This window comes from Rhodococcus sp. SB1D, from assembly GCF_048573875.1.
GTDB classification, from domain to species: Bacteria; Actinomycetota; Actinomycetes; order Mycobacteriales; family Mycobacteriaceae; genus Rhodococcus_F; species Rhodococcus_F qingshengii.
In genome coordinates this window covers 89,244-103,851 of the sequence record NZ_JBMAIQ010000006.1, presented here as the reverse complement: position 1 = coordinate 103,851, position 14,608 = coordinate 89,244, and the positions used below count along the sequence as shown (strand labels likewise).

The following is a 14,608-nucleotide window of genomic DNA, read 5'->3' as shown; positions in this document are numbered from 1 at the left end:
CGAATGTGGTCGAGTTTGTGCAGTTCAGGCTACTGAGTTGTGGCAGTTGACGATTCGCGGCCAGAGGCTGGGCAAAACAGGTAAGTAGGGTAGTGAGTGTGATTCAGAGAAACAGTTCCCCGCAGTCCGGCGGGCCCGAGCAAGTCGAATCGGGAGCGCCGACAACCGGTAGACCGAAGGGGCTGACAGCGTCTCTGATTGCGGTCGGTGTCTTGCTTCTGGCGGCAGTGGTTGCGCTCGGTGTGTTCGGCGTCCCGTACGTTCGGGCGCTCACCACCGACCGCACCACCGCCGAGATGCGTGACGACGCGCTTATCGGTGCGCAGCAAGTCGCGATCAACCTCAACAACGCGGATTCGGCCAATCTCGACCAGTCGATCGAGAACATGCGTTCTTCGGTGACCGGTGACGAGATGACGACGTATCTGCAGACCGTTCAGGATTCCATCACCGACGAGTTGCGTAACTCGGGCTCGAAGGCTGACACCGAAGTCGTTCAGTCCGCGCTGACCGAGCTCAATACCGATGACCGGACCGCCACGGCACTGGTCGTCGTTCGTGTCACCACGACCCAGGGCAACCAGTTCGTCAAGAATCAGCTCGGCATGCGGCTGGGCATGGTCGAGATCGACGGGGTCTGGAAGGCGCAGTCGGCTGATCCGATCGGATCGCGACTCGATCTCGGCTCCGGCACCCTGCCGGCGGCCGACGGCTCCACGCCTGCACCTGATGCAACGCCTGCCCCTGGTTCGGGGACCGAGGCACCTGCGTCCGGTACTCCTGCACCGACAACCGAGGGTGGTGATTCCGGTGGCCAGTAGTTCGTCGAACCTGCACACCGACATCCCTCGAAGGAGAAGCGCGTAATGCCACCCAAACGTCGTACCGGCGGACCGTCCTCCCCGCAGAACCGTCGGCCGAAGATCGCCGGAAGCGCTCGCTCGCTCAACGTCCCCGCGGGGACGTCCGATTCGGATCCGGTCGAGCCCACGATCGAACAGCCGGAAGAGGAAACACAGGAGGCTGTGAAGCCGGAGGTTGCGAAGCCGACGCTCACGAAGGCAGAGTCCGGAGACATCGAGCCGCCGAAGACGGAAACCGACGCTCCGGAATCCACACCAGGCCCCGATCTGACCAAACCGGCGAAAACCGTCGCAGACGAGCCCAAGGCCCCTGCTACCCCGGAGACGGGCGCGGGGGAGTCGGCGACAACACCTACACAATCCAAGGCCGGTTGGCGCCTGGTCGCGATCCTGGGGGCCGCAGCGGTCATCGTCGCGATCCTCGCCGGCATCGCCTTCTTCAAAGTCGGCGCGAAGACGGACGACATCGCCTGGGTGGACGAAGGCGCCACGGCTGAAGTTCTTCGTGTGACGCCGTCGGCGTTGGCTGCAGTCTTCACGTTTTCTCCCGACACCTTCGACGCCGATTTCGACAAGGGTGTCCAGGGCCTGAACCAGTCGATGCGCGATCAGCTGACGCAGTACAAGGACACGCAGAAGGCCGGCGTCGAACAAACCCAGACGGCAACGACCGCTGATGTCCCGCTGATCGGGATCACACGGCTCGAGAAGGACCGGGCGCAGTTGCTCGCCCAACTGAACGTCAGCTCGACGCAGAACGGCGTGGCGGCAGACTCTCGCTCCGGAATGGTCATCGTGAGTCTGGAGAAGCAGGACGGAAACTGGCTGATCTCGGAGATTCGCGACCAGTAGCTCGGAGATTCGCGACCAGTAGCACCTGCGCACCAGCGCGAAGATCTGGATCGACGCACGATGTCGGTCCAGATTTTTCGTATGTGACGCCGTTGCTGGCTACACTCCCGGTGGCAGTGTTCGAATGCGCGTCACGAATGTTCGAATGCTGCGACACGCGCTCTCGCCCTTGACGGAGCGGTCCGCAAGGTCCACTCTGATCGGTGAACATGCACGGACGAGTGATCGGCAGTCTCACGTCAGTATCTGAATTCGACCCTCAGTTACACCCGACTCGACATTTCCAGAGTAAGGGTGTACTTTTGGACGTTGCGCTGGCTGCCTCCTGTCCACCCCTCGTCTCAACCGCTGCGAAGTCAAGTACTTCTTGCTTTCTGCGACGGGTTTCGTTCGGGTTGTAACCAGCGAAATTCGAAGCAGATACAGCGGCGGTCGCAACAGCACGGAGCGGCCCGCGTGAGGTGCTGGAAGGACGCATCTTGGCAGTCTCTAGCCAGACCAAGGCAGTTTCCGGAATCCCCGGAGCCCCGAAGAGGGTTTCGTTCGCGAAAGTTCGCGAACCCCTCGAAGTTCCCGGGCTTCTTGACGTACAGACAGATTCGTTCGAGTGGCTGATCGGCGCGCAGAGTTGGCGTGAACGAGCAGCGGCACTCGGCGACAATGCAGTGTCCGGTGGTCTCGAGGACATCCTCGCGGAGCTTTCTCCGATCGAGGATTTCAACGGCACTATGTCGCTGTCCTTCTCCGACCCTCGATTCGACGAGGTCAAGGCCTCGACGGACGAGTGCAAAGACAAGGACATGACCTACGCGGCGCCGTTGTTCGTCACCGCGGAGTTCATCAACAACAACACTGGTGAGATCAAGAGCCAGACGGTCTTCATGGGAGATTTCCCGATGATGACCGACAAGGGCACCTTCATCATCAACGGCACCGAGCGTGTGGTCGTCTCGCAGCTCGTGCGTTCCCCCGGTGTGTACTTCGACATGAGCGTCGACAAGAGCACCGAGAAGGATCTGCACAGCGTCAAGGTGATCCCGGGTCGCGGCGCATGGCTCGAGTTCGACGTCGACAAGCGCGACACCGTTGGTGTCCGTATCGACCGCAAGCGTCGTCAGCCTGTCACCGTCCTGCTCAAGGCACTCGGCTGGACCACCGAGCAGATCACGGAGCGCTTCGGCTTCTCCGAGATCCTCATGGCCACGCTGGAGAAGGACAACACCGCCGGCACCGATGAGGCGTTGCTCGACATCTACCGCAAGCTGCGTCCGGGCGAGCCCCCCACCAAGGAGAGCGCACAGACCCTGCTGGAGAACCTGTTCTTCAAGGACAAGCGCTACGACCTCGCTCGCGTGGGTCGTTACAAGATCAACAAGAAGCTCGGCCTGAACGCGGGTCAGCCGATCGTTGCATCCACGCTCACCGAAGAGGACATCGTCGCCACCGTCGAGTACCTCGTGCGTCTGCACGCAGGTGACACCTCGATGACGGCTCCGGGCGGCGTCGAGGTTCCCGTCGAGGTCGACGACATCGACCACTTCGGCAACCGTCGTCTGCGTACCGTCGGCGAGCTCATCCAGAACCAGATCCGCGTGGGCCTGTCCCGCATGGAGCGTGTGGTTCGTGAGCGCATGACCACGCAGGACGTCGAGGCAATCACGCCTCAGACGCTGATCAACATCCGTCCCGTCGTCGCTGCGATCAGGGAGTTCTTCGGAACCTCCCAGCTGTCGCAGTTCATGGACCAGAACAACCCGCTGTCGGGGCTGACGCACAAGCGTCGTCTGTCCGCCCTCGGCCCGGGTGGTCTGTCCCGTGAGCGCGCCGGCCTCGAGGTTCGCGACGTTCACCCGTCGCACTACGGCCGCATGTGCCCGATCGAGACCCCGGAAGGCCCGAACATCGGCCTGATCGGTTCGCTGTCGGTCTACGCCCGCGTCAACCCGTTCGGTTTCATCGAGACCCCGTACCGTCGCGTCGTCGACGGACAGGTGACCGACGAGGTCGACTACCTGACCGCTGACGAAGAAGACCGCCACGTGGTCGCGCAGGCCAACTCGGCCATCGACCGCGAGGGTCGCTTCACCGACTCGAAGATTCTCGTCCGCCGTAAGGGTGGCGAGGTCGAGTTCGTCGCGTCCTCCGACATCGACTACATGGACGTTTCGCCGCGTCAGATGGTGTCCGTCGCAACCGCGATGATTCCGTTCCTCGAGCACGACGATGCAAACCGTGCCCTGATGGGCGCGAACATGCAGCGTCAGGCTGTCCCGCTGGTTCGCAGCGAGGCACCTCTCGTCGGTACCGGCATGGAGCTGCGTGCAGCTGTGGATGCCGGCGACGTCATCATCACCGAGAAGACCGGTGTCGTGGAGGAGATCTCCGCGGACTACGTCACGGTGATGGCTGACGACGGAAGCCGCAAGACGTACCGGATGCGCAAGTTCGCGCGTTCCAACCAGGGCACGTGCGCCAACCAGCGTCCGATCGTGGACGAGGGACAGCGTGTCGAGGCCGGCCAGGTTCTGGCCGACGGCCCTTGCACCGAGAACGGTGAGATGGCGCTGGGCAAGAACTTGCTCGTCGCGATCATGCCGTGGGAAGGCCACAACTACGAGGACGCGATCATTCTGTCGCAGCGTCTCGTGGAAGAGGACGTCCTGACCTCGATTCACATCGAGGAGCACGAGATCGATGCCCGCGACACCAAGCTCGGTGCCGAGGAAATCACTCGCGACATCCCGAATGTCTCCGACGAGGTCCTCGCCGACCTCGACGAGCGCGGCATCATCCGTATCGGTGCCGAGGTTCGTGACGGCGACGTGCTGGTCGGAAAGGTCACGCCGAAGGGCGAGACCGAGCTGACCCCCGAAGAGCGCCTCCTTCGCGCCATCTTCGGTGAGAAGGCTCGCGAGGTTCGTGACACGTCCCTCAAGGTTCCTCACGGTGAGACCGGCAAGGTCATCGGAATCCGCGTGTTCTCACGTGACGAAGACGACGATCTGCCTCCCGGTGTCAACGAGTTGGTCCGCGTCTACGTGGCACAGAAGCGCAAGATCCAGGACGGCGACAAGCTCGCCGGCCGCCACGGTAACAAGGGCGTCATCGGCAAGATCCTGCCGCAGGAAGACATGCCGTTCCTCTCGGACGGCACGCCTGTCGACATCATCTTGAACACGCACGGCGTCCCGCGTCGTATGAACATCGGTCAGGTCTTGGAGACCCACCTCGGGTGGATCGGCAAGACCGGCTGGAACGTTCAGATCGCGTCCGACGGCTCTCGTCCCGACTGGGCTGCGACCCTGCCGGAAGAGATGCTGTCCGCTCCGGCCGACTCGAACATCGCCACCCCGGTGTTCGACGGTGCGAAGGAAGACGAGCTCACCGGTCTCCTCGGCGCGACGCTGCCGAACCGTGACGGCGAGCAGATGGTCGGACCCGACGGAAAGGCCACCTTGTTCGACGGCCGCTCCGGGGAGCCGTTCCCGTACCCGGTCTCGGTCGGTTACATGTACATCATCAAGCTGCACCACTTGGTCGACGACAAGATCCACGCTCGTTCGACCGGTCCGTACTCGATGATCACGCAGCAGCCTCTCGGTGGTAAGGCCCAGTTCGGTGGCCAGCGCTTCGGTGAGATGGAGTGCTGGGCGATGCAGGCCTACGGCGCGGCTTACACGCTGCAGGAACTGCTGACCATCAAGTCTGACGACGTGGTCGGTCGAGTCAAGGTGTACGAAGCCATCGTCAAGGGCGAGAACATCCCCGAACCCGGCATCCCCGAGTCGTTCAAGGTGCTCCTCAAGGAGCTCCAGTCGCTCTGCCTCAACGTGGAGGTGCTGTCCTCGGACGGCGCGGCCATCACGATGGCGGACGGCGACGACGAGGACTTGGAGCGGGCCGCAGCGAACCTGGGCATCAACCTGTCCAGGAACGAAGCTGCGACGGTCGACGACCTCGCGAACTAGGTTTCGGTCCCCGGGTTGCTCTTGAGAGAGCGGCCCGGGGGCGTAGTTCACATTTGAATTGGCAGTCAGGTTGCCGGGTGACCGGCAACCGTAACCCCAACGGGGAAAGGAAGTTACGTGCTCGACGTCAACTTCTTCGATGAACTCCGCATTGGCTTGGCCAGTGCAGAGGACATCCGCAATTGGTCCTACGGCGAGGTCAAGAAGCCGGAGACCATCAACTACCGCACGCTCAAGCCCGAGAAGGACGGCCTCTTCTGCGAGAAGATCTTCGGCCCCACTCGGGACTGGGAGTGCTACTGCGGTAAGTACAAGCGTGTCCGCTTCAAGGGCATTATCTGTGAGCGCTGTGGCGTCGAGGTCACTCGCGCCAAGGTTCGTCGTGAGCGCATGGGTCACATCGAACTGGCCGCACCGGTCACGCACATCTGGTACTTCAAGGGTGTTCCGAGCCGTCTCGGTTACCTGCTCGACCTGGCTCCGAAGGATCTCGAAAAGATCATCTACTTCGCTGCCTACGTCATCGTCGGTGTCGACGAGGAGCTCCGTCACAACGAGCTGTCCACCCTCGAAGCCGAGATGCAGGTCGAAAAGAAGACCGTCGCAGATCAGCGCGACGCCGATCTCGAGGCACGTGCGCAGAAGCTCGAAGCCGACATCGCCGAGCTCGAGGCAGAGGGCGCGAAGTCCGATGTCCGCCGCAAGGTCAAGGACGGCGGCGAGCGCGAAATGCGTCAGCTCCGTGACCGCGCGCAGCGTGAGCTGGATCGTCTCGACGAGATCTGGACCACCTTCACCAAGCTGAGCGTCAAGCAGCTCATCATCGACGAGCTCCTGTACCGCGAGCTGGTCGACCGTTACGGCGAGTACTTCACGGGTGCGATGGGCGCAGAGTCCATCCAGATCCTGATGCAGAACTTCGACCTCGACGCCGAGGCAGAGTCTCTCCGCGAGACCATCCGCAGCGGCAAGGGCCAGAAGAAGCTGCGTGCACTCAAGCGCCTCAAGGTGGTTGCGGCATTCCAGACCAACGGCAACTCGCCGATGGGCATGGTCCTCAACGCTGTTCCGGTGATCCCGCCGGAGCTTCGCCCGATGGTTCAGCTCGACGGTGGACGTTTCGCGACTTCCGACCTCAACGACCTGTACCGCCGCGTCATCAACCGCAACAACCGCCTCAAGCGACTGATCGACCTCGGTGCTCCCGAGATCATCGTCAACAACGAGAAGCGGATGCTGCAGGAGTCGGTCGACGCCCTGTTCGACAACGGTCGTCGTGGACGTCCGGTCACCGGACCGGGTAACCGCCCGCTGAAGTCCCTGAGCGATCTGCTCAAGGGCAAGCAGGGTCGCTTCCGTCAGAACCTGCTCGGTAAGCGCGTCGACTACTCGGGTCGTTCCGTCATCGTCGTCGGTCCTCAGCTCAAGCTGCACCAGTGTGGTCTGCCCAAGCTGATGGCTCTCGAGCTGTTCAAGCCGTTCGTGATGAAGCGTCTGGTCGATCTGAACCACGCGCAGAACATCAAGTCGGCAAAGCGCATGGTCGAGCGCAAGCGCGTCCAGGTGTGGGACGTCCTCGAAGAGGTCATCGCCGAGCACCCCGTGCTGCTCAACCGTGCACCTACGCTGCACCGTCTGGGTATCCAGGCATTCGAGCCGCAGCTCGTCGAGGGCAAGGCCATTCAGCTCCACCCGCTGGTGTGTGAGGCCTTCAACGCCGACTTCGACGGTGACCAGATGGCTGTTCACCTCCCGCTGTCGGCAGAGGCTCAGGCCGAGGCACGCATCTTGATGCTGTCCTCGAACAACATCCTCTCGCCTGCTTCGGGTCGCCCGCTCGCCATGCCGCGTCTGGACATGGTCACGGGTCTGTTCCACCTGACCCGTCTCGACGAGGGTGTCACCGGTGAGCTCGTTGCTCCGACCAACGACGAGGCAGAGCAGGGCGTGTACTCCTCGCCCGCCGAGGCTCAGATGGCAGTCGACCGCGGCGCGCTCTCGGTTCAGGCTCAGATCAAGGTGCGTCTGACGCAGCAGCGTCCGCCGCGCGACCTCGAGAACGAACTGTTCCCCGAGGGCTGGAACTACGGTGACGGCTGGACCGCCACCACGACACTCGGCCGTGTGCTCTTCAACGAGCTGCTTCCGGCGGACTACCCGTTCGTCAACGAGCAGATGCCGAAGAAGCGCCAGGCGACGATCATCAACGATCTCGCCGAGCGGTACCCGATGATCGTGGTTGCTCAGACCGTCGACAAGCTCAAGGACGTCGGGTTCTACTGGGCCACCCGTTCGGGTGTCACGGTCTCGATCTCCGACGTGCTCGTGCCGCCGGAGAAGCCTGCCATCATCGAGGACTTCGAGGCTCAGGCCGACAAGATCGAGAAGCAGTACCAGCGTGGTGCTCTGGACAAGAAGGAGCGCAACAGCGCTCTGGTCACCATTTGGCAGGAAGCGACCGACAAGGTCGGCAAGGCCATGGAGGCTCACTTCCCCGACAGCAACCCGATCCCGATGATCGTGAAGTCCGGCGCAGCCGGCAACATGACTCAGGTTCGCTCGCTCGCCGGTATGAAGGGCCTGGTGACAAACCCGAAGGGTGAGTTCATCCCGCGTCCGATCAAGTCTTCCTTCAAGGAAGGCCTGACCGTTCTCGAGTACTTCATCAACACGCACGGTGCTCGTAAGGGTCTGGCCGATACCGCACTCCGCACCGCCGACTCGGGTTACCTGACCCGTCGTCTGGTGGACGTTTCGCAGGACGTCATCGTCCGCGAGGTCGACTGTGGAACAGAGCGCGGCATCGTCACCACGATCGCCGAGAAGCAGGCCGACGGCACGATGATCCGCGATGCTCACGTGGAGACCAGCACGTACGCCCGTACCTTGGCGGCCGATGCAGTCGACGCGAACGGCACCGTCATCGTCGAGCGTGGCCACGATCTCGGTGACCCCGCGATCGATGCTCTGCTCGAAGCCGGCATCACGACGGTCAAGGTCCGCTCGGTCCTGACCTGCACCACCGGCACCGGCGTTTGCGCCACTTGCTACGGCCGCTCGATGGCCACCGGCAAGCTGGTCGACATCGGTGAGGCTGTCGGTATCGTCGCCGCACAGTCGATCGGTGAGCCCGGTACCCAGCTGACCATGCGTACCTTCCACCAGGGTGGTGTCGCAGGAGATGACATCACCGGCGGTCTGCCGCGTGTCCAGGAGCTGTTCGAGGCACGTGTGCCCAAGGGCAAGGCTCCTATCGCGGACGTCACCGGTCGGGTACAGCTCGAAGACGGCGATCGTTTCTACAAGATCACCATCGTTCCGGACGACGGCGGCGAAGAGGTTGTCTACGACAAGCTCAGCAAGCGTCAGCGTCTGCGCGTCTTCAAGCATGCCGACGGTCGCGAAAGCCTCTTGGCTGACGGTGACCACGTCGAGGTCGGACAGCAGCTCATGGAAGGTGCTGCCGATCCCCACGAGGTCCTGCGAGTCATGGGTCCGCGTCAGGTTCAGATCCACTTGGTCAACGAGGTCCAGGAGGTGTACCGGAGCCAGGGTGTGTCGATCCACGACAAGCACATCGAGGTCATCGTGCGCCAGATGCTTCGTCGCGTGACGATCATCGATTCCGGTGCCACCGAGTTCCTGCCCGGTTCGCTCACCGAGCGCGCCGAGTTCGAGTCGGCAAACCGCCGCGTTGTCGCCGAGGGTGGCGAGCCCGCAGCCGGCCGTCCGGTGCTCATGGGTATCACGAAGGCGTCGCTCGCGACGGATTCGTGGCTGTCCGCGGCATCGTTCCAGGAGACCACTCGTGTCTTGACCGACGCGGCTATCAACTGCCGCTCGGACAAGCTGATCGGTCTGAAGGAAAATGTCATCATCGGCAAGCTGATCCCTGCCGGTACCGGTATCAACCGTTACCGCAACATCCAGGTTCAGCCCACCGAAGAGGCACGCGCCGCTGCTTACGCAGTGCCGTCGTACGACGACCAGTACTACAGCCCGGACGGCTTCGGCCAGAACACCGGTGCTGCAGTTCCGCTGGACGACTACGGCTTCAGCAACGACTACCGCTAAGCGTTAGTTCGTAGAAATCCCCCCACTTCGAAAGAGGTGGGGGGATTTTTCATGTCAGGAGTGGGACGTTTTCAGGAGTTGCTGCCGCTGAGGTCCGGGATGACGATCTCCTGGACGGCCCACTTGTTCCCGTCGGGGTCGGCGAAGTAGATGAACCGCCCCCAGGCCTGGTCGTCGATCGGGCTGATGTCGATGCCGCGGCTCTTGAACTCGCGCTCGGCCTCTTCGATGTCCTTGACCACTACCTGCATGCCGACGACCGAGCCGGGCTCGGCGTCGGTGATTCCCTTGCCGATGCAGATCGAGCAGGCCGAACCGGGAGGGGTCAGCTGGACGAATCGCAGGTCTTCGCTGACCGTGTGATCGTGGTCGGCATTGAATCCGAGGCGGACGTAGAAGTCCTTGGCGCGGTCGATGTCGGTGACGGGAATGGCGACCAGTTCGAGCTTGATGTCCATGACGTGCCCTTCATGTGATGGTGAATTCCGGCGACAGGTCCAGTGTTGCGGGTATTGCGGTCAGAAACGGTCCTCGTTCGGCGTCCGGATGAAACTTTCCGAATTCCTTGTTGCTCCGAGGGTGCTTCTCTCACTGCTCGACCGATCCCGAACCAGGAGCGGATACCCCGACTCCGCAGCTCTGACGCATTCCGTCGAACGTGCCGCGCACGCCGACGCTCTCGGCTACCACCGGTTCTGGGTCGCCGAGCATCACGCGGTGCCCGGGATCGGGAGCGGGTCGCCGGCAGTACTGCTTGCCGCGATCGGCGCGCATACGCGCGATATCAGACTCGGCAGCGGTGGGGTCATGCTGCCGAATCACCAACCGCTGATCGTCGCCGAGCAGTTCCTGATGCTGGAGGCTCTCTACCCGGGGCGAATCGACCTCGGCCTCGGCCGATCGCTGGGATTCACGGAGCCCGTACGTCAGGCACTACGACGCAGCAAGGACGCTCCGGACACGTTTGTGTCGGACCTGGACGAGGTGAGGCGTTATCTGGACGGTTCCGCCGCAGTGACGGCACGGCCGGCGTCGCAGACTGGAGTCCCGATCTTCGTGCTGGCGACGCGCACAGGTCTGAAAGTGGCAGCGCAGCTGGGGCTTCCGGTGGTCGTGGGTGGGCCGATACTGGGAATCGGTAGCACCGATCGGGTGGATGCGTTGGACGAGTACCGCCGAGCTTTCCAGCCCACCGACACACACCCCGAACCCTATGTGGTGGTTTCCCTCGAGGTGGCGGTTGCCGATACCACCGAGGCGGCCCGTGAGTTGCTGATCCCGGAGGCGTACGCGCTCGCAGAATCGTCACGGACAGGGGAGTTTCCGCCGCTCGTGTCGCCGGACGAGATCAGGCGCGCCCCGCGCAGTGATCGAAACGCCAGGCGCATCGAGTCGTTCACGGCTTCGGCGCTGCACGGCACACCCGTCGAGGTGAAACAGCAACTTCACTCTCTCGCCGAACGGACCGGTGCCGACGAAGTGTTGGCGTCGACATCGACGTACGACCGTGACGCGCTTGCACTTTCGGACCGCCTGCTACGTGAGGTGGTTTAGCGGTGTGGTTGATCTAACGAGGCACGTGAAACTCGAGCAGAGTGGCGACGGAGTCGTCGAGTTCGGTCCACGGCACCGGTACGGAGAGGACGGCGATCGCCGAAGTCGGGAACTTGTCGCGGATACGTTGGGCCGCTTCGGAGTTTTCGTTCGATGCGAGATCGAGTGCAGTCCAGGGAATTCCGGGTTCGTGTCCGACGATCAGGAGCGTCTTGACGTGGTCGGACGTGGTTCGCGCAGCTGCAATGACGTCTGCGGGTGAGCCGCCGTAGATGGACTTCTCGAACCCGGCGGGAGCTTCGATTCCCGTCGAGGCAAGGGTTTCGACGGTCCGCCGGGAGGTGGAGCACAGAACGGCGTCGACGGGCGGGACGTTTTCACGGATCCATTCGCCGCCGATGCGGGCCTCGCGCAGGCCCCGTTCGGCGAGTGGACGCTCGTGATCACGGATGCCCTCGGGGTAGCTGGACTTGCCGTGTCGCATGAGGACGAGGGTGCGGTGGTCGGCCATGCGTTCACGGTATCCGCTTTGTGCCCGTCAGTCCGGTTACTCTGGATGGTCAGGACCTTGAAGGAGGTTTTCGATGGCCGGTAAGAAGCTCGATCGAACTAATGCCCGAACTGCACTCGAGGTGGTACGCGAAAGCCCCACCATCGCTTTCATCACCGTTGCCCCGGCAGTGGTCGTGTTCGGCGTGGTGTGGTGGCTCTTCGGTTTCTGGGCCGCGATTCTTCTTGCGTTGGTGTTCGGTGTCGCGGCTGTCGCGACCCAGAAACTGCGTTAGAGGGCGCTCACCTGCGCAACTGCGCGGAGCGCTTCGCCGACCAGGAACCAGACCGTGACGGTCTTGTCGTCGACGCGGCTGCGCAGGACGACGTCGTCGCTGGAGACGATGGGGGAGAGGTACTCGATCAGTGCTCGATGCGGAACTGTCCGTAGTTCGGTGCGAGCGCTGAGGACCTCTTCGACTGCCTGCCAGTAGACGGCGTTGTTGACGTGGTCGAACGGGTCGATATCCGTGGCGCGCAGAGCGAACGGCGTGTCCAGAACACCGGCGTCGTCCGCCTCCGGTGCGTTCTCGGCGAGGACTCGCTTCCACTTCAGGCGATGCTCGTCGGTGGATTCCTCCAGTGGCCGCATGAAGTCGTCACTCATCCGCGTGGGCATGCCCGACTCGGCGCTGATGTTGATCCAGAAGCCTTCGGTTTCCATCAGCGCGCCGTTGCTGCCGTCGAAGCGCACACGCATGTTCGCCCATCTCGTGGAGAAGCCGGAGCACCAGCGAGTCATCGTCAACTCTTCCGGCCAGATCGCCGGGCGTACGACGTCGACGACCGTACGACGCACTATCCAGAGCGGATGGGTGTCGATGGCTCCCGCGGCCTCGATGTTGTCGTTGCCGATGTCCTGCAGGTAGCGGGCGACGGCGTCGAGCCTGACCTGCTTGGCGACGTCGATGTCGCCGGTGCGGACCGGGCGGGACTTGACGAAGATCGGTCCTCGGTCCGGCTGTTGCGCGAGCGTGAGATCTGGGTTCACGTGAGATTCCTGTTCGCTGGAGTGAGCCGATTCTGTCAGGCTTTTCAGCGAGTGGCGATTATCTGCTTTCCGCAGCCGGAGCCGTCGACCATTCGTGCCACGGCGACGGCGGTGTCGGCAAGGGGATGAACGGAGTCGATCACCGGGGTGATGTCACCTGCGTCGATCATCTGCGTCAGGACCTCCAGATCGTCGGCGTTCTCCGAAGCGATGAAGGTGCCCATTTTCTGAGATATGAACGGAGACAAGCACTGTGCGCGTATTTGGCGATCGGTTCCGCCGAGCCACCGTCCGCCGTTCTCGCCGCCGACGATCACCAGCGTTCCGGTGCGTGTGAGCGCCCGTCGAAGATCTCGCAGTCGGCGGTTGCCGCCGGTGTCGATGATGACGTCGTACCGATGCGATCCGTCGGTGGCGTCGTCGACGCGGTAGTCGAGAACCTCGTCGGCACCGATGGAGCGGACGGTATCGGTTTTCGAGGTGCTGCACACGCCGGTGACGTGAGCGCCCATGGCTTTTGCCACCTGCACCGCGTAGATCCCGACGCCACCGGATGCGCCGAGTACGAGGACGGATTGGCCCGCCTGCACGCGGCCGTGGTCGCGCACGGCTTGCAACGCTGTGAGGGCGGAGACCGGCACCGCTGCTGCTTGTGCGAACGACAACCGGGCAGGTTTTGCGGCAATCTTCGTCTCGAGTGCGCGTGCGTACTCCGCGAACGAACCGACCGCGATCCCGTATACCTCCTGGCCGACTGCCACGCGGGTCACCGAACTGCCGACGGCCTCGACTCGGCCGGATACGTCCAGTCCGCGTACCCGGTTCCTAGGTCTGCGCAGCCCGAAACCCGCGAGGCGCAACGGATATGGCAGTCCGGCCATGAGATGCCATGCCCCGCGGTCGACGGACGCGGCCTCGACGCGTATCAGCACTTCGTTGTCGGCGACAGCGGGGCGCGGAATGTGGTCGACGTAGAGAACGTCGGCCTCGCCGTAGCGATCCTGTACGACGGCGGTCATCAGTTCCTTCGGCATGCGAGTCTCCGTTCGTCGAATACTTACAGCGTAAGTATTGCACTTACGGTGTAAGTTCTGTCAACGTGGAGAAGCGCGCAAGATTGACCCGAGACGACGTCGTACACGCTGCTGTCGCGCTTGCCGATTCCGTCGGAATCGATTCGATGACCATGCGGAAGTTGGGCACCGAACTGGGCGTCGAAGCGATGTCTCTGTACAACCATGTTTCGGACAAGGGGGATCTGCTCGACGGAATGGTCGATGCGGTCTTCGCGGAGATCGATCTGCCGACGCCGGGACGCCCGTGGCGCACGGAACTTCACGTGCGAGCGGTATCGACAAGGGAAGTGTTGGGGAGGCACCCGTGGGCAACTCCGTTGATGGAGTCCCGAACGACGCCTGGTCCCGCGACCCTGCGCCACCACGATGCCGTCATCGGAACGCTACGCGCCGCCGACTTTCCCGTCGCCCTTGCTGCGCATGCCTTTTCGATCATGGATGCGTACATCTACGGCTTCGTGCTGCAAGAAGTGAGCTTGCCGTTCGAAACAGCGCAGGAAACGACGGAACTGGCGAAGGCGATCATGGGCTCGTTCGAGAGCGGTCAGTATCCGCACCTGGCCGAGTTGACCACCGAGCACGTCCTTGCTCCGGGATACAGCTACGCTGCCGAATTCGCTTTCGGTCTCGATCTGATTCTCGACGGACTCGAACGTCTGCACATCGGGAGCGAACGATGAT

At 62.8% G+C, this 14,608-nt stretch carries 11 protein-coding genes; 7 read left to right on the top strand and 4 right to left on the bottom strand.

The window, feature by feature from the left end; all coding sequences use genetic code 11:
• The first annotated feature begins 92 nt into the window (after window positions 1–92).
• The 4 genes from ACN50D_RS15360 to ACN50D_RS15345 all read left to right on the top strand — a co-directional run bounded on the left by ACN50D_RS15360 (window position 93) and on the right by ACN50D_RS15345 (window position 9,757).
• Window positions 93–821, top strand: a complete 729-nt coding sequence (locus tag ACN50D_RS15360; RefSeq protein ID WP_192712115.1) for a hypothetical protein — start codon at window positions 93–95, stop codon at window positions 819–821.
• A 45-nt stretch (window positions 822–866) separates the two neighbouring features.
• The gene (locus ACN50D_RS15355; protein WP_003941846.1) at window positions 867–1,715 is read left to right on the top strand and encodes a hypothetical protein; all 849 of its coding nucleotides are present in this window, start codon (window positions 867–869) and stop codon (window positions 1,713–1,715) included.
• Window positions 1,716–2,176: 461 nt separating this feature from the next.
• On the top strand, window positions 2,177–5,683 hold the full coding sequence (rpoB, locus tag ACN50D_RS15350; protein WP_003942068.1) for a DNA-directed RNA polymerase subunit beta: 3,507 nt from the start codon (window positions 2,177–2,179) through the stop codon (window positions 5,681–5,683).
• A gap of 117 nt (window positions 5,684–5,800) precedes the next feature.
• The gene (locus ACN50D_RS15345) at window positions 5,801–9,757 is read left to right on the top strand and encodes a DNA-directed RNA polymerase subunit beta' (RefSeq protein ID WP_003941914.1); all 3,957 of its coding nucleotides are present in this window, start codon (window positions 5,801–5,803) and stop codon (window positions 9,755–9,757) included.
• Window positions 9,758–9,828: 71 nt separating this feature from the next.
• Here ACN50D_RS15345 and ACN50D_RS15340 read toward each other — a convergent pair whose 3' ends face one another.
• On the bottom strand, window positions 9,829–10,215 hold the full coding sequence (locus tag ACN50D_RS15340; protein ID WP_003942070.1) for a glyoxalase superfamily protein: 387 nt from the start codon (window positions 10,213–10,215) through the stop codon (window positions 9,829–9,831).
• A gap of 88 nt (window positions 10,216–10,303) precedes the next feature.
• Between ACN50D_RS15340 and ACN50D_RS15335 the strand changes: the two genes are divergently transcribed.
• The gene (locus ACN50D_RS15335; protein WP_054827492.1) at window positions 10,304–11,311 is read left to right on the top strand and encodes an LLM class flavin-dependent oxidoreductase; all 1,008 of its coding nucleotides are present in this window, start codon (window positions 10,304–10,306) and stop codon (window positions 11,309–11,311) included.
• A 13-nt stretch (window positions 11,312–11,324) separates the two neighbouring features.
• Here the strand turns inward: ACN50D_RS15335 and ACN50D_RS15330 are convergent, their stop codons facing one another.
• A complete protein-coding gene (locus ACN50D_RS15330) occupies window positions 11,325–11,822 on the bottom strand; it encodes a SixA phosphatase family protein (RefSeq protein WP_007728426.1) in 498 nt (165 codons plus the stop codon).
• Window positions 11,823–11,895: 73 nt separating this feature from the next.
• Here ACN50D_RS15330 and ACN50D_RS15325 point away from each other — a divergent pair, with 73 nt between their 5' ends.
• Complete coding sequence (locus ACN50D_RS15325; RefSeq protein WP_003941897.1) at window positions 11,896–12,096, top strand: hypothetical protein; 201 nt, start codon at window positions 11,896–11,898, stop codon at window positions 12,094–12,096.
• Here the strand turns inward: ACN50D_RS15325 and ACN50D_RS15320 are convergent.
• Together ACN50D_RS15320 and ACN50D_RS15315 are read right to left on the bottom strand one after the other, a co-directional pair.
• Entirely contained in the window at window positions 12,093–12,851 is a 759-nt protein-coding gene (locus tag ACN50D_RS15320; RefSeq protein ID WP_007728423.1) for an acyl-[acyl-carrier-protein] thioesterase, read from the bottom strand. The two genes, ACN50D_RS15325 and ACN50D_RS15320, sit on opposite strands and share 4 nt — an antisense overlap.
• Before the next feature lie 44 nt (window positions 12,852–12,895).
• On the bottom strand, window positions 12,896–13,885 hold the full coding sequence (locus ACN50D_RS15315; RefSeq protein WP_192712118.1) for an NAD(P)-dependent alcohol dehydrogenase: 990 nt from the start codon (window positions 13,883–13,885) through the stop codon (window positions 12,896–12,898).
• 65 nt (window positions 13,886–13,950) lie between these two features.
• On the opposite strand from ACN50D_RS15315, the gene ACN50D_RS15310 reads away from it, so the two are divergent.
• Window positions 13,951–14,607, top strand: a complete 657-nt coding sequence (locus ACN50D_RS15310) for a TetR/AcrR family transcriptional regulator (RefSeq protein ID WP_003941871.1) — start codon at window positions 13,951–13,953, stop codon at window positions 14,605–14,607.
• Window position 14,608 lies beyond the last annotated feature (1 nt).

Coding starts and splice junctions, on each gene's coding strand:
- ACN50D_RS15355 (WP_003941846.1), top strand. CDS start 867: ATGCCACCCAAACGTCGTACCGGCGGACCGTCCTCCCCGCAGAACCGT.
- ACN50D_RS15340 (WP_003942070.1), bottom strand. CDS start 10,215: ATGGACATCAAGCTCGAACTGGTCGCCATTCCCGTCACCGACATCGAC.
- ACN50D_RS15335 (WP_054827492.1), top strand. CDS start 10,304: ATGAAACTTTCCGAATTCCTTGTTGCTCCGAGGGTGCTTCTCTCACTG.
- ACN50D_RS15330 (WP_007728426.1), bottom strand. CDS start 11,822: ATGGCCGACCACCGCACCCTCGTCCTCATGCGACACGGCAAGTCCAGC.
- ACN50D_RS15325 (WP_003941897.1), top strand. CDS start 11,896: ATGGCCGGTAAGAAGCTCGATCGAACTAATGCCCGAACTGCACTCGAG.
- ACN50D_RS15315 (WP_192712118.1), bottom strand. CDS start 13,885: ATGCCGAAGGAACTGATGACCGCCGTCGTACAGGATCGCTACGGCGAG.